Source organism: Pantoea sp. BRR-3P (genome assembly GCF_039621635.1).
GTDB lineage: Bacteria > Pseudomonadota > Gammaproteobacteria > Enterobacterales > Enterobacteriaceae > Pantoea > Pantoea floridensis.
Genome location: NZ_CP155066.1, coordinates 170,122 through 188,939, shown reverse-complemented (window position 1 = coordinate 188,939; position 18,818 = coordinate 170,122). Strand labels below are relative to the sequence as shown.

Annotated in this window: 34 protein-coding genes; 1 reads left to right on the top strand and 33 read right to left on the bottom strand. The window is 50.6% G+C overall.

Annotated features, from left to right (window positions below; genetic code table 11):
- The 31 genes from rpmD to fkpA all read right to left on the bottom strand — a co-directional run bounded on the left by rpmD (nucleotide 1) and on the right by fkpA (nucleotide 17,293).
- A complete protein-coding gene (gene rpmD, locus AAGR08_RS00920) occupies nucleotides 1-180 on the bottom strand; it encodes a 50S ribosomal protein L30 (protein ID WP_021186404.1) in 180 nt (59 codons plus the stop codon).
- Nucleotides 181-185: 5 nt separating this feature from the next.
- A complete protein-coding gene (gene rpsE, locus AAGR08_RS00915; protein ID WP_007891679.1) occupies nucleotides 186-686 on the bottom strand; it encodes a 30S ribosomal protein S5 in 501 nt (166 codons plus the stop codon).
- 14 nt (nucleotides 687-700) lie between these two features.
- Nucleotides 701-1,054: a 50S ribosomal protein L18 gene (gene rplR, locus AAGR08_RS00910; RefSeq protein WP_007891678.1), complete on the bottom strand. Its 354-nt coding sequence runs from the start codon at nucleotides 1,052-1,054 to the stop codon at nucleotides 701-703.
- A gap of 9 nt (nucleotides 1,055-1,063) precedes the next feature.
- Complete coding sequence (gene rplF / locus AAGR08_RS00905) at nucleotides 1,064-1,597, bottom strand: 50S ribosomal protein L6 (RefSeq protein WP_176973624.1); 534 nt, start codon at nucleotides 1,595-1,597, stop codon at nucleotides 1,064-1,066.
- 12 nt (nucleotides 1,598-1,609) lie between these two features.
- A complete protein-coding gene (gene rpsH, locus AAGR08_RS00900; protein WP_007891668.1) occupies nucleotides 1,610-2,002 on the bottom strand; it encodes a 30S ribosomal protein S8 in 393 nt (130 codons plus the stop codon).
- 32 nt (nucleotides 2,003-2,034) lie between these two features.
- Nucleotides 2,035-2,340 (bottom strand): 30S ribosomal protein S14, encoded by a 306-nt coding sequence (gene rpsN / locus AAGR08_RS00895; protein WP_007891666.1) that lies wholly within the window; start codon nucleotides 2,338-2,340, stop codon nucleotides 2,035-2,037.
- Nucleotides 2,341-2,354: 14 nt separating this feature from the next.
- The gene (rplE, locus tag AAGR08_RS00890) at nucleotides 2,355-2,894 is read right to left on the bottom strand and encodes a 50S ribosomal protein L5 (RefSeq protein ID WP_097095833.1); all 540 of its coding nucleotides are present in this window, start codon (nucleotides 2,892-2,894) and stop codon (nucleotides 2,355-2,357) included.
- A 14-nt stretch (nucleotides 2,895-2,908) separates the two neighbouring features.
- Nucleotides 2,909-3,223, bottom strand: coding sequence for a 50S ribosomal protein L24 (gene rplX / locus AAGR08_RS00885; protein WP_097095832.1), 315 nt, complete (start codon nucleotides 3,221-3,223; stop codon nucleotides 2,909-2,911).
- A gap of 10 nt (nucleotides 3,224-3,233) precedes the next feature.
- Nucleotides 3,234-3,605 (bottom strand): 50S ribosomal protein L14, encoded by a 372-nt coding sequence (gene rplN / locus AAGR08_RS00880; protein ID WP_006120590.1) that lies wholly within the window; start codon nucleotides 3,603-3,605, stop codon nucleotides 3,234-3,236.
- Between the two features lie 169 nt (nucleotides 3,606-3,774).
- Complete coding sequence (gene rpsQ, locus AAGR08_RS00875; protein WP_007891663.1) at nucleotides 3,775-4,029, bottom strand: 30S ribosomal protein S17; 255 nt, start codon at nucleotides 4,027-4,029, stop codon at nucleotides 3,775-3,777.
- Nucleotides 4,029-4,217, bottom strand: coding sequence for a 50S ribosomal protein L29 (gene rpmC / locus AAGR08_RS00870; protein WP_084938330.1), 189 nt, complete (start codon nucleotides 4,215-4,217; stop codon nucleotides 4,029-4,031). The genes rpsQ and rpmC overlap by 1 nt, the downstream gene beginning before the upstream one ends.
- Nucleotides 4,217-4,627: a 50S ribosomal protein L16 gene (gene rplP, locus AAGR08_RS00865; RefSeq protein ID WP_002438716.1), complete on the bottom strand. Its 411-nt coding sequence runs from the start codon at nucleotides 4,625-4,627 to the stop codon at nucleotides 4,217-4,219. The genes rpmC and rplP overlap by 1 nt, the downstream gene beginning before the upstream one ends.
- Before the next feature lie 12 nt (nucleotides 4,628-4,639).
- The gene (rpsC, locus tag AAGR08_RS00860) at nucleotides 4,640-5,338 is read right to left on the bottom strand and encodes a 30S ribosomal protein S3 (protein ID WP_007891660.1); all 699 of its coding nucleotides are present in this window, start codon (nucleotides 5,336-5,338) and stop codon (nucleotides 4,640-4,642) included.
- Between the two features lie 17 nt (nucleotides 5,339-5,355).
- Nucleotides 5,356-5,688 (bottom strand): 50S ribosomal protein L22, encoded by a 333-nt coding sequence (gene rplV / locus AAGR08_RS00855; RefSeq protein WP_007891659.1) that lies wholly within the window; start codon nucleotides 5,686-5,688, stop codon nucleotides 5,356-5,358.
- A gap of 13 nt (nucleotides 5,689-5,701) precedes the next feature.
- Complete coding sequence (gene rpsS, locus AAGR08_RS00850; RefSeq protein ID WP_001138115.1) at nucleotides 5,702-5,980, bottom strand: 30S ribosomal protein S19; 279 nt, start codon at nucleotides 5,978-5,980, stop codon at nucleotides 5,702-5,704.
- A gap of 16 nt (nucleotides 5,981-5,996) precedes the next feature.
- A complete protein-coding gene (gene rplB / locus AAGR08_RS00845; RefSeq protein WP_007891654.1) occupies nucleotides 5,997-6,818 on the bottom strand; it encodes a 50S ribosomal protein L2 in 822 nt (273 codons plus the stop codon).
- Between the two features lie 17 nt (nucleotides 6,819-6,835).
- Nucleotides 6,836-7,138: a 50S ribosomal protein L23 gene (gene rplW, locus AAGR08_RS00840; RefSeq protein ID WP_007891652.1), complete on the bottom strand. Its 303-nt coding sequence runs from the start codon at nucleotides 7,136-7,138 to the stop codon at nucleotides 6,836-6,838.
- Nucleotides 7,135-7,740, bottom strand: a complete 606-nt coding sequence (gene rplD / locus AAGR08_RS00835; RefSeq protein WP_007891650.1) for a 50S ribosomal protein L4 — start codon at nucleotides 7,738-7,740, stop codon at nucleotides 7,135-7,137. Before rplD ends, rplW begins: the two co-directional genes overlap by 4 nt.
- A gap of 10 nt (nucleotides 7,741-7,750) precedes the next feature.
- Nucleotides 7,751-8,377: a 50S ribosomal protein L3 gene (gene rplC, locus AAGR08_RS00830; protein ID WP_097095831.1), complete on the bottom strand. Its 627-nt coding sequence runs from the start codon at nucleotides 8,375-8,377 to the stop codon at nucleotides 7,751-7,753.
- A gap of 32 nt (nucleotides 8,378-8,409) precedes the next feature.
- Nucleotides 8,410-8,721, bottom strand: coding sequence for a 30S ribosomal protein S10 (gene rpsJ, locus AAGR08_RS00825; RefSeq protein WP_006120582.1), 312 nt, complete (start codon nucleotides 8,719-8,721; stop codon nucleotides 8,410-8,412).
- Between the two features lie 321 nt (nucleotides 8,722-9,042).
- Nucleotides 9,043-9,525, bottom strand: coding sequence for a bacterioferritin (gene bfr / locus AAGR08_RS00820; protein ID WP_097095830.1), 483 nt, complete (start codon nucleotides 9,523-9,525; stop codon nucleotides 9,043-9,045).
- Nucleotides 9,526-9,618: 93 nt separating this feature from the next.
- Nucleotides 9,619-9,813, bottom strand: a complete 195-nt coding sequence (gene bfd, locus AAGR08_RS00815) for a bacterioferritin-associated ferredoxin (RefSeq protein ID WP_097095829.1) — start codon at nucleotides 9,811-9,813, stop codon at nucleotides 9,619-9,621.
- A gap of 176 nt (nucleotides 9,814-9,989) precedes the next feature.
- A complete protein-coding gene (gene tuf / locus AAGR08_RS00810) occupies nucleotides 9,990-11,174 on the bottom strand; it encodes an elongation factor Tu (protein ID WP_097095828.1) in 1,185 nt (394 codons plus the stop codon).
- A gap of 68 nt (nucleotides 11,175-11,242) precedes the next feature.
- A complete protein-coding gene (gene fusA, locus AAGR08_RS00805) occupies nucleotides 11,243-13,357 on the bottom strand; it encodes an elongation factor G (RefSeq protein ID WP_345827973.1) in 2,115 nt (704 codons plus the stop codon).
- A 93-nt stretch (nucleotides 13,358-13,450) separates the two neighbouring features.
- Entirely contained in the window at nucleotides 13,451-13,921 is a 471-nt protein-coding gene (gene rpsG / locus AAGR08_RS00800; RefSeq protein WP_007886246.1) for a 30S ribosomal protein S7, read from the bottom strand.
- Nucleotides 13,922-14,017: 96 nt separating this feature from the next.
- Nucleotides 14,018-14,392 (bottom strand): 30S ribosomal protein S12, encoded by a 375-nt coding sequence (gene rpsL, locus AAGR08_RS00795; RefSeq protein WP_006120575.1) that lies wholly within the window; start codon nucleotides 14,390-14,392, stop codon nucleotides 14,018-14,020.
- 126 nt (nucleotides 14,393-14,518) lie between these two features.
- Entirely contained in the window at nucleotides 14,519-14,806 is a 288-nt protein-coding gene (tusB, locus tag AAGR08_RS00790; protein WP_345827965.1) for a sulfurtransferase complex subunit TusB, read from the bottom strand.
- 9 nt (nucleotides 14,807-14,815) lie between these two features.
- Nucleotides 14,816-15,175: a sulfurtransferase complex subunit TusC gene (gene tusC, locus AAGR08_RS00785; RefSeq protein ID WP_345827963.1), complete on the bottom strand. Its 360-nt coding sequence runs from the start codon at nucleotides 15,173-15,175 to the stop codon at nucleotides 14,816-14,818.
- Nucleotides 15,175-15,561 carry a sulfurtransferase complex subunit TusD gene (gene tusD / locus AAGR08_RS00780; RefSeq protein WP_345827962.1) on the bottom strand — a complete coding sequence of 129 codons (387 nt, stop codon included), beginning with the start codon at nucleotides 15,559-15,561 and terminating at the stop codon, nucleotides 15,175-15,177. The genes tusC and tusD overlap by 1 nt, the downstream gene beginning before the upstream one ends.
- Nucleotides 15,561-16,283 (bottom strand): transcriptional regulator, encoded by a 723-nt coding sequence (locus tag AAGR08_RS00775; protein ID WP_097095823.1) that lies wholly within the window; start codon nucleotides 16,281-16,283, stop codon nucleotides 15,561-15,563. Before AAGR08_RS00775 ends, tusD begins: the two co-directional genes overlap by 1 nt.
- A 176-nt stretch (nucleotides 16,284-16,459) precedes the next feature.
- Nucleotides 16,460-17,293 carry an FKBP-type peptidyl-prolyl cis-trans isomerase gene (gene fkpA, locus AAGR08_RS00770; RefSeq protein ID WP_097095822.1) on the bottom strand — a complete coding sequence of 278 codons (834 nt, stop codon included), beginning with the start codon at nucleotides 17,291-17,293 and terminating at the stop codon, nucleotides 16,460-16,462.
- Nucleotides 17,294-17,573: 280 nt separating this feature from the next.
- Between fkpA and AAGR08_RS00765 the strand changes: the two genes are divergently transcribed.
- Nucleotides 17,574-17,792, top strand: coding sequence for a protein SlyX (locus AAGR08_RS00765; RefSeq protein WP_097095821.1), 219 nt, complete (start codon nucleotides 17,574-17,576; stop codon nucleotides 17,790-17,792).
- Nucleotides 17,793-17,837: 45 nt separating this feature from the next.
- Here AAGR08_RS00765 and slyD read toward each other — a convergent pair whose 3' ends face one another.
- Both slyD and AAGR08_RS00755 read right to left on the bottom strand, forming a co-directional pair.
- Nucleotides 17,838-18,398 (bottom strand): peptidylprolyl isomerase, encoded by a 561-nt coding sequence (gene slyD, locus AAGR08_RS00760; protein WP_222186050.1) that lies wholly within the window; start codon nucleotides 18,396-18,398, stop codon nucleotides 17,838-17,840.
- A gap of 190 nt (nucleotides 18,399-18,588) precedes the next feature.
- Nucleotides 18,589-18,783 (bottom strand): YheV family putative zinc ribbon protein, encoded by a 195-nt coding sequence (locus AAGR08_RS00755; protein WP_007892203.1) that lies wholly within the window; start codon nucleotides 18,781-18,783, stop codon nucleotides 18,589-18,591.
- Between the last annotated feature and the right edge of the window lie 35 nt (nucleotides 18,784-18,818).

Below are 18,818 nucleotides of genomic sequence, written 5' to 3'. Positions count from 1 at the left end.
TTACTCCTCCACTTTAAGCATGTAGGAAATCGCGTTAACCATACCGCGTACTGCAGGCGTGTCTTCACGCTCTACGGTGTGGCCAATACGACGCAGACCCAAGCCAACCAGAGTCGCTTTGTGCTTAGGCAGGCGGCCGATTGAACTGCGGGTTTGTGTAATTTTAATTGTCTTAGCCATCGTGATTACCCCAGAATTTCTTCAACGGATTTACCACGCTTGGCAGCGACCATTTCCGGAGAATTCATATTGCCCAAGCCATCGATAGTTGCACGAACCACGTTAATCGGGTTAGTAGAACCATACGCTTTAGCCAGAACGTTATGTACTCCAGCGACTTCTAAAACGGCGCGCATTGCACCGCCGGCGATGATACCGGTACCTTCAGAAGCCGGCTGCATGAACACACGAGAACCCGTGTGAGCACCTTTAACAGGGTGCTGCAGGGTGCCGTGAGTCAGCGCGACGTTAATCATATTGCGACGGGCTTTCTCCATCGCTTTCTGGATCGCTGCTGGAACTTCACGCGCTTTACCGTAACCAAAACCAACGCGGCCGTTACCATCACCCACTACAGTCAGTGCGGTGAAGGAGAAAATACGACCACCTTTTACAGTTTTAGATACACGGTTTACCGCGATCAGTTTTTCCTGCAGTTCGCCAGCTTGTTTCTCGATGTTTGACATCTTAGACCTCTACCTTAGAACTGAAGGCCAGCTTCACGGGCAGCATCTGCCAGTGCCTGGACACGACCATGATATTGGAACCCGGAACGGTCGAAAGAGACATTTTTGATGCCTTTCTCAACAGCGCGCTCAGCCAGAGCTTTACCTACAGCTGCAGCGGCGTCTTTGTTACCGGTATACTTCAGTTGTTCGGCAATAGCTTTTTCTACAGTAGAAGCAGCAACCAGAACTTCGGAACCGTTCGGGGCGATCACCTGTGCGTAGATATGACGCGGGGTACGATGTACCACCAGGCGAGTAGCACCCAGCTCTTTGAGCTTGCGACGTGCACGGGTCGCACGACGGATACGAGCAGATTTCTTATCCATAGTGTTACCTTACTTCTTCTTAGCCTCTTTGGTACGCACGACTTCGTCGGCGTAACGAACACCCTTGCCTTTGTAAGGCTCAGGACGACGGTAGGCGCGCAGATCAGCTGCAACCTGACCAATCAGCTGTTTATCAGCGCCTTTCAGCACGATCTCAGTCTGAGTTGGACATTCAGCAGTGATGCCGGCCGGCAGTGCATGGTCAACAGGGTGAGAGAAGCCCAGGGCCAAGCTCACAGAGTTGCCTTTAACAGCTGCACGATAACCAACACCAACCAGTTGCAGCTTCTTGGTGAAGCCTTCGGTAACACCGATAACCATGCCGTTCAGCAGCGCACGAGCAGTACCTGCTTGTGCCCAACCATCCGCAAAACCTTCGCGTGGAGCGAAAGTCAGGGCGTTGTCTGCATGCTTAACTTCTACAGCACTGTTGATAGTACGAGTCAGCTCGCCGTTTTTGCCTTTGATCGAAACTTCCTGACCGCTGAGTTTTACCTCTACGCCCGCAGGAACAACGACAGGTGCTTTTGCAACACGAGACATTTTATCCTCCGATTACGCTACGTAGCAGATAATTTCGCCACCAAGACCAGCTTGGCGCGCTGCACGATCAGTCATGACACCTTTAGAGGTAGAGATTACAGCGATGCCCAGACCAGCCATTACTTTTGGCAGCTCATCTTTTTTCTTATAGATGCGCAGACCTGGACGGCTAACACGCTGAATGCTCTCAACCACAGCCTTGCCCTGGAAATACTTAAGTGTTACTTCCAGCTCAGACTTGATGTCGCCTTCGATTTTAAAATCTTCAATATAGCCTTCTTCCTTCAGCACGTTGGCAATTGCCACTTTCAGCTTGGAGGAAGGCATAGAGACCGCAACTTTGTTCGCGGCCTGACCGTTACGGATACGGGTCAGCATATCCGCGATCGGATCTTGCATGCTCATCTGTGTTACTCCCGTGATTCAAATGGTGACAATTACCAGCTAGCCTTTTTAAGACCCGGGATTTCACCGCGCATTGCGGCTTCACGGACCTTGATACGGCTCAACCCAAACTTCCGCAGGAAACCGTGCGGACGACCTGTCTGACGGCAGCGGTTACGCTGACGTGAAGGGCTGGAATCACGCGGCAGACTCTGCAGCTTGAGAACGGCATCCCAACGGTCTTCGTCGGACGCGTTCACATCAGAAATGATCGCTTTCAGTTCAACACGCTTAGCGAAGAACTTGTCTGCTAATTTCACACGCTTAACTTCGCGTGCTTTCATAGATTGCTTAGCCATTAAGTAACCCTACCTTACTTGCGGAACGGGAAGTCAAAGGCAGCCAGCAGAGCACGGCCTTCATCATCAGATTTCGCAGTAGTGGTAATGGTAATATCCAAACCACGAACGCGATCGACTTTGTCATAATCGATTTCTGGGAAGATGATCTGCTCACGAACGCCCATGCTGTAGTTACCACGACCGTCGAAAGACTTCGCAGATAAACCACGGAAGTCACGGATACGAGGTACAGCAACAGTGATCAGACGCTCAAAGAACTCCCACATGCGCTCGCCGCGCAGAGTTACTTTACAGCCGATCGGATAGCCCTGACGGATTTTGAAGCCTGCAACTGATTTGCGTGCTTTGGTGATCAGCGGTTTTTGACCGGAGATTGCTGCCAGGTCTGCTGCTGCGTTATCCAGCAGTTTCTTGTCAGCGATCGCTTCACCAACACCCATGTTCAGGGTGATCTTCTCGACCCGAGGGACTTGCATGACAGAATTGTAGCCGAACTCTGTCATGAGTTTCTGGACTACTTCGTCTTTGTAGTAATCATGCAGTTTCGCCATCGTACTACTCCAAATTACTTGATAGTTTCGCTATTAGACTTGAAGAAACGGACTTTTTTGCCGTCTTCGAATCTAAAGCCTACACGGTCAGCCTTGCCGGTTGCCGCATTGAAGAGTGCAACGTTAGAAACCTGAATAGCAGCTTCTTTTTCAACGATGCCGCCTGGTTGGTTCAGGGCCGGGACCGGCTTCTGATGTTTCTTAACCAGGTTGATACCTTCAACGATGACCTTACCAGAAGTCAGGACATTCTTTACTTTACCGCGTTTACCTTTGTCTTTGCCGGTAAGCACGATAACTTCGTCGTTACGACGGATTTTCGCTGCCATTGCTCGCTCCTTAGAGTACTTCTGGTGCCAGAGAGATAATTTTCATGAACTTTTCAGTACGAAGTTCACGAGTTACCGGCCCAAAAATACGCGTACCGATAGGTTGCTCGCTGTTATTGTTTAAAATAACGCATGCATTACCATCGAAGCGAATGACAGAACCGTCCGGGCGACGAACACCCTTCCTGGTGCGCACCACTACCGCTTTCAGGACATCACCTTTTTTCACCTTGCCACGAGGAATTGCTTCCTTGATGGTCACTTTGATGATATCGCCGACGCCTGCGTAGCGACGGTGCGAGCCACCCAGAACCTTGATACACATTACGCGACGTGCACCGGAGTTGTCGGCGACGTTCAGCATAGTCTGTTCTTGGATCATTTTAGTGCTCCGCTAATGTCAACTACTACTTCGGGACCCAAACCTCAGGTCGTTAAAAAGCCCCATAATTGAGGGCGCGGCATTATAACACCGGTTCTCGCACATGGGTAGAAAAAATGAACGGCTCAGACGAGCCGTTCATTTTATTTTTTAGAGGAAGCGGATTCTATTACAGAACCGCTTTCTCTACAACGCGAACCAGCGTCCAAGACTTAGTCTTAGACAGCGGACGAGTTTCGCGGATTTCTACCACGTCACCAATACCGCATTCGTTGTTCTCGTCATGGATGTGCAGCTTAGTCGTACGCTTGATGAATTTACCGTAGATCGGGTGTTTCACGACACGTTCGATAGCAACAACTGCAGATTTCTGCATTTTGTCACTAATAACACGACCCTGCAGAGTACGGATTTTATCGGTCATTACGCCGCCTTCTCAGTCAGTAAAGTCTTAACACGTGCAACATTACGGCGCACTTGCTTCAACAGATGGGTCTGCTGAAGTTGGCCAGATGCTGCTTGCATGCGCAGGTTAAACTGCTCACGCAGCAGGTTAAGTAGCTCAGTGTTCAGCTCTTCAACGCTTTTTTCACGCAGCTCATTTGCTTTCATTACATCACCGTCTTAGTAACAAAGGTGGTTTTGATAGGCAGTTTTGCTGCTGCCAGCTTGAAGGCTTCACGGGCCAGCTCTTCCGGAACGCCGTCCATTTCATACAGGACTTTACCCGGTTGAATGAGGGCAACCCAATACTCCACGTTACCCTTACCTTTACCCATACGCACTTCCAGCGGCTTCTCGGTAATTGGTTTGTCCGGGAATACACGGATCCAAATTTTACCTTGACGCTTAACTGCACGGGTCATAGCACGACGTGCTGCTTCGATCTGACGAGCAGTCAGACGACCACGGCCAACAGCTTTCAGACCGAAAGTACCGAAGCTGACATCCGTACCTTGCGCCAGACCACGGTTGCGGCCTTTGTGCACTTTACGGAATTTCGTACGCTTTGGTTGTAACATCAGCGACTCTCCTTACTTACGGCCTTTACGCTGCTGCTTTTTAGGTTGAGCAGCCGGTTCCGGTTGTTCAACAGCAGCCATACCACCCAGGATCTCGCCTTTGAAGATCCATACCTTAACGCCGATTACACCATAAGTGGTGTGCGCTTCAGAGGTGTTGTAGTCAATGTCTGCACGCAGTGTGTGCAACGGTACGCGACCTTCACGGTACCATTCGGTACGTGCGATCTCGGCACCGCCCAAACGGCCGCTGACTTCAACTTTAATACCCTTCGCGCCCAGACGCATTGCGTTCTGTACAGCACGCTTCATAGCACGACGGAACATCACACGACGCTCCAGCTGTGAAGTGATGCTATCAGCAACCAATTTAGCGTCCAGTTCCGGCTTACGGACTTCGGCGATATTGATCTGTGCAGGAACGCCAGCGATTTTCGCGACGACCGTACGCAGTTTTTCTACGTCTTCACCTTTCTTACCGATAACGATACCCGGGCGAGCAGTGTGAATAGTCACACGGATGCTCTTAGCCGGACGCTCGATAACGATACGAGATACAGACGCTTTAGACAGTTCCTTAGTCAGGAACTGACGGACTTTAAAATCGCTGTCCAGGTTGTCAGCGAATTCTTTGGTGTTCGCAAACCAGGTAGAGTTCCATGGTTTTACAATACCCAGGCGAATACCATTAGGATGTACTTTCTGACCCATTGCTAGTCTCCAGAGTCTCAGCGATCGGACACAACCACAGTAATGTGGCTGGTGCGCTTCAGGATGCGATCTGCACGACCTTTCGCACGCGGCATAATGCGCTTCATGCTTGGGCCTTCGTCTACGAAGATTTTCGCGACTTTCAGATCGTCGATATCAGCGCCATCGTTGTGTTCGGCGTTCGCAATGGCAGATTCCAGGACTTTCTTAACCAACACAGCAGCTTTTTTGTTGGTGTAGGTCAGAATATCCAGAGCCTGCGACACTTTCTTACCGCGAATCAGGTCTGCCACCAGGCGAACCTTCTGAGCAGAAGAACGAGCATGGCGATGTTGAGCAATAGTTTCCATCTCTTCCTCCTACTTATTTCTTCTTGGCTTTCTTATCTGCAGCATGGCCGCGATAAGTACGTGTCGGTGCAAATTCACCCAGTTTGTGGCCGACCATTTCGTCGGAAACAAAGACAGGAACGTGCTGACGACCATTATGGACAGCGATGGTCAAACCGATCATGTTAGGGAAGATCGTTGAACGACGGGACCAAGTGCGCAGGGGCTTCTTGTCACCGCTTTCCACCGCTTTCTCTACCTTCTTCAGCAAGTGCAGGTCAATAAAAGGACCTTTCTTGAGAGAACGTGGCATGGCTTATCCTCTAAAATTATTTGCTACGGCGACGTACGATAAATTTATCAGTACGCTTGTTGCTACGGGTCTTCTTACCTTTGGTCTGAACGCCCCACGGAGTTACCGGGTGCTTACCAAAGTTACGACCTTCACCACCACCGTGCGGGTGATCGACTGGGTTCATCGCGGTACCGCGAACGGTAGGACGAACACCACGCCAACGGGTTGCACCAGCTTTACCCAGTACGCGCAGCATGTGCTCAGAGTTGCCGACTTCGCCGAGAGTTGCACGACATTCGGATTCAACTTTGCGCATTTCGCCTGAACGCAGACGCAGGGTAACGTAGGAACCTTCACGCGCAACGATCTGCACGTAAGTACCGGCTGAGCGAGCAATCTGACCGCCTTTGCCTGGCTTCATTTCTACGTTATGAACGGTAGAACCCACCGGGATGTTACGCATCGGCAGGGTATTACCTGCTTTAATCGCAGCATCAACGCCAGATTGAATCTGATCGCCGGCTTTCAGGCCTTTAGGGGCCAGGATGTAACGGCGCTCGCCATCTTTGTACAGAACCAGTGCGATGTTCGCAGAACGGTTCGGATCGTACTCAAGACGCTCAACAACTGCTGGGATACCATCTTTGTTGCGTTTGAAGTCAACAATACGGTAAGCCTGCTTGTGACCACCACCGATATGACGGGTAGTGATACGACCATTGTTGTTACGACCACCGGATTTGCTGTTTTTTTCTACCAGCGGGGCAAATGGTTTGCCCTTGTGCAGCTCTGGGTTCACCACTTTAACTACGTGACGACGACCCGGAGATGTCGGTTTACATTTAACAACTGCCATTGTCTTTCTCCTCCGACTTACTCAGCGCCGCCGACGAAGTCCAGATTCTGGCCTTCCTTCAGGGTGACGTAAGCTTTTTTCCAGTCGCTACGACGACCGATACGCTGTCCGTGACGCTTAACTTTCCCTTTAACGACCAGGGTGTTTACGTCTTTAACTTCTACTTCGAACAGTTTCTCAACAGCAGCAACGATCTCTGCTTTGGTCGCGTCTTTAGCAACTTTGAGAACGATGGTATTGGTTTTTTCCATCGCAGTAGATGCTTTTTCTGATACGTGCGGTGCACGCACTACTTTCAGCAGACGTTCTTCACGGATCATGCCAGCATCTCCTCAACTTGCTTAACTGCTTCCGCAGTCATAACGACTTTGTCGAAGGCGATCAGGCTAACTGGGTCGATGCCCGCTGCATCACGCACGTCAACCTTGTACAGGTTACGCGCAGCCAGGAACAGATTCTCATCCAGTTCACCGGTGATGATCAGCACATCTTGCAGCGCCATGTCTTTCAGTTTCTGTACCAGCAGCTTAGTTTTAGGCGCTTCTACAGAGAACGTCTCGACAACGATCAGACGGTCCTGACGTACCAGTTCGGACAGGATGCTTTTCAGCGCGCCGCGGTACATCTTTTTATTAACTTTTTGACTGTGGTCCTGCGGACGCGCAGCGAAGGTCACGCCACCTGAACGCCAGATCGGGCTCTTAACAGAACCTGAACGCGCACGGCCGGTACCCTTCTGGCGCCAAGGCTTTTTGCCTGAACCAGTTACTTCAGCACGAGTTTTCTGCGCACGAGTACCCTGACGAGCACCTGCGGCATAAGCAACAACAACCTGGTGAACCAGCGCTTCGTTGAAATCACGACCGAAGGTAGTTTCGGAAACAGTCAGCGCGCTCTGCGCGTCTTTCAGTACTAATTCCATTGCTATCCCCTTACGCCTTCACAGCTGGTTTAACAATCAGATCGCACCCAGTTGCACCCGGGACGCCACCTTTGACCAGCAGCAGGTTGCGCTCAGCGTCAACACGTACTACTTCCAGGCTCTGAACGGTTACGCGCTCATTACCCAGCTGACCAGCCATTTTCTTGCCTTTGAACACTTTGCCCGGAGTCTGGTTCTGACCGATAGAACCCGGAACGCGGTGTGACAAGGAGTTACCGTGTGTAGCGTCCTGGGTACGGAAGTTCCAGCGCTTAACGGTACCTGCGAAACCTTTACCTTTAGAGGTACCGGTAACGTCTACTTTTTTAACGTCAGCGAAAATTTCAACACTGATGCTCTGGCCAACAGAGAACTCTTCACCTTCGGTGCGGAATTCCCACAGACCACGGCCAGCGTCAACGCCAGCTTTAGCAAAATGACCTGCTTCAGGCTTGCTCACACGGCTTGCTTTTTTAGCACCGGTGGTAACCTGGATAGCTTGGTAACCATCGTTGTCCAGGCCTTTGACCTGAGTAACGCGGTTTGCTTCAACTTCGATAACGGTTACTGGGATTGAAACGCCATCTTCAGTGAAGATGCGGGTCATACCCACTTTTTTACCGACTAAACCAATCATTGTATCAACCTCTCAATCGCTCGATGACCTGATTAACCCAGGCTGATCTGCACGTCAACACCGGCAGCCAGATCCAGACGCATCAGAGCATCAACGGTTTTTTCAGTTGGCTCAACGATGTCTACCAGACGCTTGTGAGTGCGGATTTCGTACTGATCACGCGCGTCTTTGTTAACGTGCGGAGAGATCAGAACGGTAAAACGCTCTTTGCGGGTTGGCAGCGGGATCGGACCACGTACCTGCGCACCAGTGCGCTTGGCAGTCTCAACGATTTCCGCGGTTGATTGATCGATCAGGCGATGATCAAACGCTTTAAGACGGATACGGATTCTTTGGTTCGACATGAGACCAAGGCTCCAAACATTTTATAAACGAAAAGAATTACTACCCGCATCCATTACGATTGATGGAGGAGTGTAATCGTTCAGCATATAACTCCACAATTGGGAGTATTGTCAGGCGATACATAGACAGCTATCCCCTGCGATTCTGCTCGAATCGCGCCGCACCAATATCGGCAGGCCCGCGCATTATACGTAAATCAGCTTAGGAAGCAACCCGTGTTGTGTTTTTAACCACATCATTCTCGTTTTGAAGACGAAAAAACCCGCGACAATCGTTTTAATTGCCGCGGGCTGACGAGACATAGCTTGTTCAACATAAGTCTAATGTTCGTTTTGTTCTTTTAGTTGAGACTGAAGATAGTTTTGCAAACCGATTTTTTGCACTAGCTCGAGTTCCGTTTCCAGCCAATCGATGTGCCCTTCCTCCTCCGTGAGAATCTCAATCATCATGTCCCGGCTGACATAATCATGAACTTTGTCCGCATATGCTATTGCTTCGCGCAAATCCTTTGCGCCTTCAAGTTCTAATGCTAAGTCAGACTGCAGCATTTCCGGGACGTCTTCACCAATACGTAATCGCCCGAGATCTTGCAAGTTAGGAATGCCTTCCAGAAATAAGATGCGTTCGATGTACTTGTCGGCATGCTTCATTTCATCGATTGACTCGTGATACTCAACATCGTTGAGGCGTGTTAAACCCCAGTTCTTAAACATACGCGCATGAAGGAAGTACTGATTAATTGCAACCAGCTCATTCCCCAGCAATTTATTGAGATAACTTATGATTCTACCGTCGCCCTTCATTTTGCTTCCTCCGCTTCCAACTACATAAATCGTAGATGCGGATAGAGGGAAGTCAAAAAAACGCGACAGTTATTGTGGTTATTGCCAGGTGTGTCAGGCTATCTCTTTATACGGTGGTACGTTTTGCAGTTCATCTTCCATAATTTCCCGAGCAAAGCGCACACATTTTCCACACTGCTTACCAATCGGCACTAATTGGCGGAGCTGCTGCATGGATTTAGGTTGATAGCGGCGAACCACTTCGCGGAGGGTTTTATCACTCACGGCATTACACAAGCAGACGTACATTTACTGCGGACTCCCGTACAATTTATGATCAAATTGTAAATGAGAATTGTTTTTATTTCAAACCTGCCTTTTATGTGGATTTAGTCATAACTCAAATTTCAGGTAAAAAAAAGAGCACCTAAGTGCTCTCTTTTGTGCCGCGGAGGCTACCTTAGCAGCCTCCGACATTAACGCAATTAAGCGATAATTGTAGCAACAACACCCGCACCAACAGTACGGCCGCCTTCACGGATAGCGAAGCGCAAGCCTTCATCCATCGCGATTGGGTGGATCAGCTCAACGGTCATCTGAACGTTGTCGCCTGGCATTACCATCTCAACGCCTTCTGGCAGCTCAACGTTGCCGGTCACGTCAGTGGTACGGAAGTAGAACTGTGGACGGTAGCCTTTGAAGAACGGAGTATGACGGCCGCCTTCATCTTTAGACAGAACGTACACTTCTGAAGTGAACTTGGTATGCGGCTTGATGGTAGCCGGCTTAGCCAGAACCTGGCCACGCTGGATGTCTTCACGCTTGATACCACGCAGCAGAACGCCGCAGTTCTCGCCTGCCTGACCCTGGTCCAGCAGTTTACGGAACATTTCAACGCCGGTACAAGTAGACTTAACAGTCGCCTTGATACCAACGATTTCAACTTCGTCGCCCACTTTAACAATACCGCGCTCAACACGACCGGTAACAACGGTACCACGGCCAGAGATTGAGAATACGTCTTCGATTGGCAGCAGGAACGGCAGGTCGATTGCACGTACTGGCTCTGGGATGTAAGTATCCAGATGCTCAGCCAGCTCAATGATCTTAGCTTCCCACTCAGCGTCGCCTTCCAGCGCTTTCAGAGCAGAACCACGAACGATTGGAGTGTCGTCGCCTGGGAAGTCATATGCTGACAGCAGGTCACGTACTTCCATTTCAACCAGTTCCAGCAGCTCTTCGTCATCAACCATGTCGCACTTGTTCAGGAACACGATGATGTAAGGAACGCCAACCTGACGACCCAGCAGGATGTGCTCACGGGTCTGAGGCATAGGGCCGTCAGTCGCAGCAACAACCAGGATTGCGCCATCCATCTGCGCAGCACCGGTGATCATGTTTTTCACATAGTCGGCGTGGCCTGGGCAGTCAACGTGCGCATAGTGGCGAGTCGGGGTTTCATATTCAACGTGAGAAGTGTTGATGGTGATACCACGAGCTTTCTCTTCTGGCGCCTTATCGATTTCATCGAATTTGCTTGCCTTACCACCGTAGGTTTTAGCCAGAACGGTAGTGATTGCTGCAGTCAGGGTGGTTTTACCGTGGTCGACGTGACCGATGGTGCCCACGTTTACGTGCAGTTTGTTACGCTGAAATTGCTCTTTCGCCATGGCGATAATTCCTTACGTTGTGCCTTCATGATTCATGAAGGCATCAGTTAACATTTTTAAACCGTAGCTTATTTGCTACGAGCTTCAATAACGGCCTGAGCGACGTTGTTCGGCGCATCATCGTACTTCAGGAACTCCATGGAGTAAGAAGCACGGCCTTTGGTCAGAGAACGCAGCTGGGTTGCATATCCGAACATTTCAGACAGCGGAACTTCAGCATGGATCTGAACGCCAGTAGCGTTAGATTCCTGTCCTTTGAGCATACCACGACGACGGCTAAGGTCACCGATAACGTCACCGGTGTTCTCTTCCGGAGTCTCTACTTCAACCTTCATGATTGGCTCAAGCAGAACAGGCTGCGCTTTCTTAAAGCCATCTTTAAAGGCCAAAGAAGCGGCCAGTTTAAACGCCAGCTCAGAGGAGTCGACATCATGGTATGAACCGAAGTGCAGACGAACACCCAGATCAACTACCGGATAACCAGCCAGTGGACCTGATTTCAGCTGCTCCTGGATACCTTTATCAACCGCAGGGATGTATTCAGTTGGAATCACACCGCCCTTGATATCGTTGACAAATTCGTAACCTTTCGGGTTCACACCTGGTTCCAGCGGGTACATGTCGATAACAACATGACCGTACTGACCACGACCACCAGACTGCTTGGCGTGTTTACCTTCGATATCGGTAACTTTAGTACGAATCGCTTCGCGATAAGCTACCTGAGGTTTACCGACGTTCGCTTCAACGTTGAATTCACGCTTCATGCGGTCAACGATGATGTCGAGGTGCAGCTCACCCATACCGGCGATGATGGTCTGGTTAGATTCTTCATCAGTCCATACGCGGAATGATGGATCTTCTTTAGCCAGACGGCCCAGAGCAAGACCCATTTTTTCCTGGTCAGCTTTGGTTTTTGGCTCAACAGCGATAGAGATTACTGGCTCAGGGAATTCCATGCGCTCAAGAATGATGACGTTGTCTGGATCACACAGGGTGTCACCAGTGGTCACGTCTTTCAAGCCGATCGCCGCGGCGATATCGCCCGCACGAACTTCTTTGATCTCTTCACGTTTGTTGGCGTGCATCTGTACGATACGGCCCAGACGTTCGCGGTTTGACTTAACCGGGTTGAACACGGTGTCACCAGTGTTAACCACACCAGAGTAAACGCGGAAGAAGGTCAGGTTACCTACAAACGGGTCGGTAGCAATTTTAAACGCCAGTGCAGCAAACGGCTCATTGTCATCAGAGTGACGTTCAGCCGGAGTATCTTTACCGTCGTCCAGCATACCGTTAATCGCGGTAACGTCAGTCGGTGCTGGCAGGTATTCAACAACCGCATCCAGCATCGCCTGAACACCTTTGTTCTTAAATGCAGAACCACAGGTTACCAGGATGATTTCGTTTTTCAGCACGCGCTTACGCAGAGAAGTTTTGATCTCTTCTTCTGTCAGCTCTTCACCGCCGAAGAATTTCTCCATCAGCTCATCAGAACCTTCAGCTGCGGCTTCAACCAGATTCGCACGCCATTCTTCAGCCAGTTCCTGCATATCCGCTGGGATATCTTCGTAAACGAAGGTGACGCCCTGATCGGCATCGTTCCAGTTGATCGCTTTCATTTTCACCAGGTCAACAACACCGGTGAATTTTTCTTCTGCGCCGATAGCCAGCTGAAGTGGGACTGGGTTTGCACCCAGGCGCGTTTTCATCTGATCAACAACTTTCAGGAAGTTAGCACCCATGCGGTCCATTTTGTTAACGAACGCAATGCGTGGAACTTTATATTTGTTAGCCTGGCGCCATACGGTCTCAGACTGTGGCTGAACGCCACCAACTGCACAGTAAACCATTACTGCGCCATCAAGCACACGCATAGAACGCTCAACTTCGATGGTGAAGTCAACGTGTCCCGGGGTGTCGATGATGTTTACGTGGTGTGGTTCAAACTGCTTAGCCATACCAGACCAGTAACAGGTAGTCGCAGCAGAGGTAATGGTAATACCACGTTCCTGCTCCTGCTCCATCCAGTCCATGGTTGCTGCGCCGTCATGAACTTCACCGATTTTGTGGTTTACACCGGTGTAGAACAGAACGCGTTCGGTAGTTGTAGTCTTACCGGCGTCGATGTGCGCACTGATACCGATGTTACGGTAGCGCTCAATGGGTGTTTTACGAGCCATTTGATTCCTCTGTTTCTTAGACGTTCTAAGTTAAAAAAGCCCAGCAGGTGAGTCACTGGGACGCCCGCTGGGTTAATAACAACTACGTTGCTGTTACCAGCGGTAGTGTGCGAACGCCTTGTTGGCTTCTGCCATGCGGTGAACGTCTTCACGTTTCTTAACTGCAGTACCTTTGTTTTCTGCAGCATCAGAAAGTTCGTTCGCCAGGCGGAGAGCCATAGATTTATCACCGCGTTTACGAGCAGCTTCTACGATCCAACGCATTGCCAGGGCATTACGACGAACCGGACGGACTTCAACTGGAACCTGGTAGGTAGAACCACCAACGCGACGTGACTTAACTTCGACAGTCGGACGCACGTTTTCGAGAGCAACCTCGAACGCTTCCAGGCCATCTTTACCAGCGCGTTGAGCCAGGGTATCAAGCGCGGTATAGACGATAGATTCAGCAGTAGATTTTTTACCATCTACCATCAGGATATTTACAAATTTAGCCAGCAGCTCTGATCCGAACTTAGGATCCGGCAGAATTTTACGCTGACCAATGACGCGACGACGTGGCATGGAAATACTCCGTTGTTAATTCAGGATTGTCCAAAACTCTACGAGTTTAGTTTGACATTTAAGTTAAAACGTTTGGCCTTACTTAACGGAGAACCATTAAGCCTTTGGCTTCTTCACGCCGTATTTGGAGCGTGACTGCTTACGGTCTTTAACACCTGAGCAGTCCAGCGCGCCACGAACGGTGTGGTAACGCACACCTGGCAAGTCTTTAACACGACCGCCACGGATCAGGATCACGGAGTGCTCCTGCAGGTTATGACCTTCACCACCGATATAGGAGGTAACTTCAAAACCGTTAGTCAAACGCACACGGCAAACTTTACGCAGTGCTGAGTTTGGTTTTTTAGGGGTGGTGGTGTACACACGAGTACAAACACCACGTTTCTGCGGGCAAGCTTCCAGCGCAGGCACGTTGCTCTTTGCAACTTTGCGTACGCGTGGTTTGCGAACCAGCTGGTTAACTGTTGCCATTAAATAGCTCCTGGGATTTAGCTTTTTGCTTCGTAAACACGTAATAAATCGCCTCGTATTACTACGAGGAGGCAGAATTTTAGGGCTGTGTCAAAAGGGTGTCAAGAAATAACCAGGTTTTCGCTCTTACCAGGCCACTTGTTGTTGATGCTTCGCTGTCAAGGCAACGAAACCAGTATAGTCCAAACGTGCTACTTTGGTCGAAATTCGCTCAACCAGGCCGCGCGCCACCACATCTTCTTCTAACACCCACAGCATGGCCGGCGTGGCATTGAGCTTGACTAACATCTGGCTGCCTGCAAGAGCCGCAGTCACGCCATCCTGTAATAAAAGCAGATCGTCACCTTCCTGTAATAGCAGCAGCAGGCTATCAATGTCGCATTGCCAGGGAGATTGCAGCAGCGTGAAGAGCATGATTGGTTCTCAGAATCGAATAATACGATGATAAGTAGCAAGCTTCGCGCGAAGCGCTGCGGCGTCCAGCACCTCAGCGGCCAGCACGCGCTCCGCAGTCAGACTTTGTCCACGCGCCTGCAGCGAATCAGCACAAACATAACACTGGTCAATATCGTACAGCGCCAGTACGCCAAAAGTGGCGATATAGTTGCGCGCCAGTATCTGCTCGGGCTGCTGACCAGGATTCAGTTGCATTACCCCATCACCGATAAAGAACAGGCCGATGTCTTCACTTAACGCACCTGTGGCCAACACAGCATCAAGCCCTTCCCTGCCGGCGCTACTGCCGTGCGGAGCCTGAGTAAAGAGAAAAGCGACACGGTTCATCAGAATTGCACCAGCCGATCGCAGCGAAGCGCGGCTTCCGCCAGGGCACCCAAACCGCTCAGTTCAAATCCCGGCTGCAAATTACTGCCCGGCAGTTGCAGGCGCGTCGCCTCCTGCGCATCGGTTACACCACGGCGCAACGCGGCCGCTACGCAGATATTCAGTGCGGTACCCCTTTCACTACTCAGCTGCTGCCATTCACGCACCATATCGACCTCATCGCTGGCTGGTGCACTCAACTGGTTGGCGTTCAACACGCCTTCGCGATAGAAGAACACGCTCTCAAGCTGATGCCCAGCCTGCACCAGCGCACGTGCAAACAGCAACGCACTGCTGGCATGTTGGGTGCCGTAGGCAGGTCCGGTAACCAGCAAGGTGTAGCGCATTAGCGATCCTGCCCCTGAAAATCACCGCTTTTGAACTGGCGGATATAGAGGTAAACCGTATGCTTCGAGATATTGAGGCGATCGGCAACTTGGTTGATCGCATCTTTAATATCGAAGATGCCCTTTTCATACATATTGAGCACGATCTGGCGATTCTTCGCATTGTTAGAGACGTTACGGTCAGCGCTCACTTCTTCAATCGCGAACTCTAGCGTTTGCATGACCAGGTCTTCTACCGAGCTGGCAAAATTAACGTTGGAATCAACCTGCTGCATTTCCGGTGGCATAAAGGTCGACATAATCTGCGAGAACGGCACGTCAAGGTTCATGTTGATACACAGCAGGCCAATCACGCGCTGTTGACGATTACGAATTGCGATGGTGACCGATTTCATCAGCACGCCGCTTTTCGCGCGTGTGAAGTAGGCTCTGGAAACATTGCTGTCTGCGCCATGCATATCGTGCAGCATACGCAGTGCCAAATCGGTAATCGGCGAGCCCACCTTGCGGCCGGTGTGTTCACCGTTAGCGATGCGCACGGCTGAACATTTCAAATCTTCCAGAGAATGCAGCACGATTTCGCAGTGCGAGCCAATCAGCATCGCAAGGCCATCAACAACGGCTTCGTAAGATTTGAGGATATCGAAATCGGCTTGCTCGAACGGACGCTGCTCCAGTAAATCGAAGTCAGTCAGTTCACCGGGATTGAATGGATTAGACATCGAAGACATTACCCTAAATGGCTGGAGCCTGTCTCGACAGCTTTGGGGCAGACTCATATGGTGATAGTTATGCAGGCGCTAGTCTGGCAAATGTCGCCCGCTTATGCCACACCTTTACTGTGCCTCTTCCAAATAAAAGACGCCGCCCGGAGGCGGCGTCATACAGCAAGTGCAAATTACTGCGCTTTCTGATCGGCTGCGACCGGAGCCTGCGCTTTCTCGTCGGCTTTCGGCGCCGGTTTGATGTCGAGCAGCTCAACATCGAACACCAGCGTGGAGTTTGCCGGAATACCCGGAACACCATTTTTGCCATAAGCCAGATTCGGTGGGATCACCAGCTTGATCTTGCCGCCTTTCTTCACGTGCTTCAGACCTTCGGTCCAGCCTGGAATCACACCATCCAGACGGAACGACAGCGGCTCGCCACGGGTATAAGAGTTATCGAACTCAGTACCGTCAATCAGCGTACCCTTGTAGTTTACTACGACAGTGTCGCTGTCTTTTGGTGCGTTACCGGTACCTTCTTTCTCTACCTGATACAGCAGGCCAGATTCGGTTTTCTTCACGCCTTTTTCTTTGGCAAATTTATCTGCGTAAGCTGAACCCTTATCTGCGTTCTCTTTCGCATCTTTTTCCATCTTCTCTTGAGCGGCGCCTTTTACGCGACCCTCAAAGGCCTGCAGGGTTTGCTCGATCTCTTGATCAGAGAGTTTGCTTTTGCCACCAAATGCGTCCTGAACACCTGCGATCAACTGATCTTTATCCAGCTTGATGCCCAGTTTCTCTTGTTCCTTCAGAGAGTTGTCCATGTAGCGACCAAGGGAAGCGCCCAGCGCGTAAGCTGACTGCTGGTCTTCATTTTTGAAAGCAGCATTTTTTGGTGCTTGCGGCGCGGCCTGTGCAGCATCTGCTGCTGGAGCTGCGGCAGTTTCTGCTGCCATAGCCAGCGGTGCATTCAGCGCGACAGCCATGGTGGTAGCTAACAATGTGACTTTAAACAGTGATTTCATCCTTTCTCCAAAACCGAAGCCTCTCACCTCGGGAATCATTGCGGACTGAGGCCCACACTATAACTTTACGTGGCAGCGGCGAACACTCCCACAATGTAATTACCCGGTCAACCTCCGACCTTTTTTGCTTCAGGAAGTTTCATCAGAGATATAGGCGCTATGCGGCTTTTCAATGCAGTATGCCACTTAAAGGTAAAATATCAGGTGATTCTGAAGCCAAAGGCCGTAGAATCACGCCCGAAACAGCTTAACGCGTCGTACCGGCAGATGAGGAAAGATCATGCAATCAATAGAATGGGAACAACGCCTCGAGGCGCTGGAAAGCAAACTGGCTTTTCAGGAATACACCATCGATCAGCTCAATCAGACCGTGGTTCAGCATGAGCTGGAGATGATAAGACTGCGCGAGCAGGTTCGTCTGTTAGTGGATAAGGTGAAGGATAGCGCACCGTCGATGATCGCGTCGCAATCAGAAGAAACACCCCCGCCGCATTATTAAAAAAGAAAGGCCACCTAAAGGTGGCCTCGCAAAGCGTTACACTGATTAGTGGCTGCAGCCGCAACCGCCAGTGCCACAGCCGCCCTGGCCGTGATCGTGACCATGATCGTGGTCGTGGTCGTGATCATGATGATGACCATCTGCACCATGCACGTGGCCGTGCGCCAGCTCTTCTTCGGTTGCTGCGCGAATCGCGACAACTTCCACATTGAAGTTCAGATTTTGACCAGCCAGCATGTGGTTACCATCAACCACAACGTGCTCATCTTCAACTTCGGTGATTTCAACCGGTACTGGGCCCTGATCGGTTTCTGCCAGGAAGCGCATGCCCACCTGCAGTTCGTCAACGCCCATAAACACGTCTTTTGGTACGCGCTGTACGAGGTTGTCATCGTACTGACCGTAAGCGTCATTTGCCGGGATATGCACGTCAAACTTATCGCCTACATCATGATTTTCCAGCGCTTTTTCCAGACCAGAAATCAGGGAACCATGACCGTGCAGATAGTCCAACGGTGCACTCACCGGTGACTCGTCAACCAACACACCGTCTTCGGTACGAACCTGATACGCCAGGCTCACCACCAGGTCTTTTGCTACTTTCATGATATCTCCTAACCGTTGAGAACTAAGATCCCGTCCCATTGGTCAATTTTGCGTGCAATAACCAACCAGAAAGGTTCAAGACTGAGGATGCCAATTGTGTCGTGACATACTGCTCAGCGTTAATGGCGCCGATTGTAGCGGAATTCAATCCCGCTGTAAGTTCAAGCTTAAAAAAAGCTGAGCCAATGCGCTACTCAGGATGAAAAATGCCGATCACTTGCTCATTGCTGCGAACCTGATCGCGCACTTGCTTATCGGCTTCACGCATCTGATGGCCGCACTCGACGCACTCCACCACATCAACATTGTTTTCACGCCACAATGCTAACGTGTCTTTCTCCTGGCAGTGCGGGCAAACCGCACCGGCAATAAATTGTTTACGCATACTGTTTCCTGCCGTCGTTAAGGAACGGATAAATT

Coding starts and splice junctions, on each gene's coding strand:
- slyD (WP_222186050.1), bottom strand. CDS start 18,398: ATGAAAGTAGCAAAAGACCTGGTGGTGAGCCTGGCGTATCAGGTTCGT.
- rplV (WP_007891659.1), bottom strand. CDS start 5,688: ATGGAAACTATTGCTCAACATCGCCATGCTCGTTCTTCTGCTCAGAAG.
- rplE (WP_097095833.1), bottom strand. CDS start 2,894: ATGGCGAAACTGCATGATTACTACAAAGACGAAGTAGTCCAGAAACTC.
- rplC (WP_097095831.1), bottom strand. CDS start 8,377: ATGATTGGTTTAGTCGGTAAAAAAGTGGGTATGACCCGCATCTTCACT.
- tuf (WP_097095828.1), bottom strand. CDS start 11,174: ATGGCGAAAGAGCAATTTCAGCGTAACAAACTGCACGTAAACGTGGGC.
- rpsQ (WP_007891663.1), bottom strand. CDS start 4,029: ATGACCGATAAAATCCGTACTCTGCAGGGTCGTGTTATTAGTGACAAA.
- rplP (WP_002438716.1), bottom strand. CDS start 4,627: ATGTTACAACCAAAGCGTACGAAATTCCGTAAAGTGCACAAAGGCCGC.
- rplN (WP_006120590.1), bottom strand. CDS start 3,605: ATGATCCAAGAACAGACTATGCTGAACGTCGCCGACAACTCCGGTGCA.
- rpsS (WP_001138115.1), bottom strand. CDS start 5,980: ATGCCACGTTCTCTCAAGAAAGGTCCTTTTATTGACCTGCACTTGCTG.
- rplF (WP_176973624.1), bottom strand. CDS start 1,597: ATGTCTCGTGTTGCAAAAGCACCTGTCGTTGTTCCTGCGGGCGTAGAG.
- tusD (WP_345827962.1), bottom strand. CDS start 15,561: ATGCGCTACACCTTGCTGGTTACCGGACCTGCCTACGGCACCCAACAT.
- rpsJ (WP_006120582.1), bottom strand. CDS start 8,721: ATGTCGAACCAAAGAATCCGTATCCGTCTTAAAGCGTTTGATCATCGC.
- rplD (WP_007891650.1), bottom strand. CDS start 7,740: ATGGAATTAGTACTGAAAGACGCGCAGAGCGCGCTGACTGTTTCCGAA.
- rpsH (WP_007891668.1), bottom strand. CDS start 2,002: ATGAGCATGCAAGATCCGATCGCGGATATGCTGACCCGTATCCGTAAC.
- rplR (WP_007891678.1), bottom strand. CDS start 1,054: ATGGATAAGAAATCTGCTCGTATCCGTCGTGCGACCCGTGCACGTCGC.
- tusB (WP_345827965.1), bottom strand. CDS start 14,806: ATGCTCTTCACGCTGCTGCAATCTCCCTGGCAATGCGACATTGATAGC.
- rpsG (WP_007886246.1), bottom strand. CDS start 13,921: ATGCCACGTCGTCGCGTCATTGGTCAGCGTAAAATTCTGCCGGATCCT.
- rpmD (WP_021186404.1), bottom strand. CDS start 180: ATGGCTAAGACAATTAAAATTACACAAACCCGCAGTTCAATCGGCCGC.
- fkpA (WP_097095822.1), bottom strand. CDS start 17,293: ATGAAATCACTGTTTAAAGTCACATTGTTAGCTACCACCATGGCTGTC.
- rpsN (WP_007891666.1), bottom strand. CDS start 2,340: ATGGCTAAGCAATCTATGAAAGCACGCGAAGTTAAGCGTGTGAAATTA.
- AAGR08_RS00775 (WP_097095823.1), bottom strand. CDS start 16,283: ATGTCTAATCCATTCAATCCCGGTGAACTGACTGACTTCGATTTACTG.
- tusC (WP_345827963.1), bottom strand. CDS start 15,175: ATGAACCGTGTCGCTTTTCTCTTTACTCAGGCTCCGCACGGCAGTAGC.
- fusA (WP_345827973.1), bottom strand. CDS start 13,357: ATGGCTCGTAAAACACCCATTGAGCGCTACCGTAACATCGGTATCAGT.
- rplW (WP_007891652.1), bottom strand. CDS start 7,138: ATGATCCGTGAAGAACGTCTGCTGAAAGTAGTGCGTGCACCGCACGTA.
- rpsC (WP_007891660.1), bottom strand. CDS start 5,338: ATGGGTCAGAAAGTACATCCTAATGGTATTCGCCTGGGTATTGTAAAA.
- bfr (WP_097095830.1), bottom strand. CDS start 9,525: ATGAAGGGCGACGGTAGAATCATAAGTTATCTCAATAAATTGCTGGGG.
- rplB (WP_007891654.1), bottom strand. CDS start 6,818: ATGGCAGTTGTTAAATGTAAACCGACATCTCCGGGTCGTCGTCACGTA.
- rplX (WP_097095832.1), bottom strand. CDS start 3,223: ATGGCAGCGAAAATCCGTCGTAACGACGAAGTTATCGTGCTTACCGGC.
- AAGR08_RS00765 (WP_097095821.1), top strand. CDS start 17,574: ATGCAATCAATAGAATGGGAACAACGCCTCGAGGCGCTGGAAAGCAAA.
- bfd (WP_097095829.1), bottom strand. CDS start 9,813: ATGTACGTCTGCTTGTGTAATGCCGTGAGTGATAAAACCCTCCGCGAA.
- rpmC (WP_084938330.1), bottom strand. CDS start 4,217: ATGAAAGCAAATGAGCTGCGTGAAAAAAGCGTTGAAGAGCTGAACACT.
- rpsE (WP_007891679.1), bottom strand. CDS start 686: ATGTCAAACATCGAGAAACAAGCTGGCGAACTGCAGGAAAAACTGATC.
- rpsL (WP_006120575.1), bottom strand. CDS start 14,392: ATGGCAACAGTTAACCAGCTGGTTCGCAAACCACGCGTACGCAAAGTT.
- AAGR08_RS00755 (WP_007892203.1), bottom strand. CDS start 18,783: ATGCGTAAACAATTTATTGCCGGTGCGGTTTGCCCGCACTGCCAGGAG.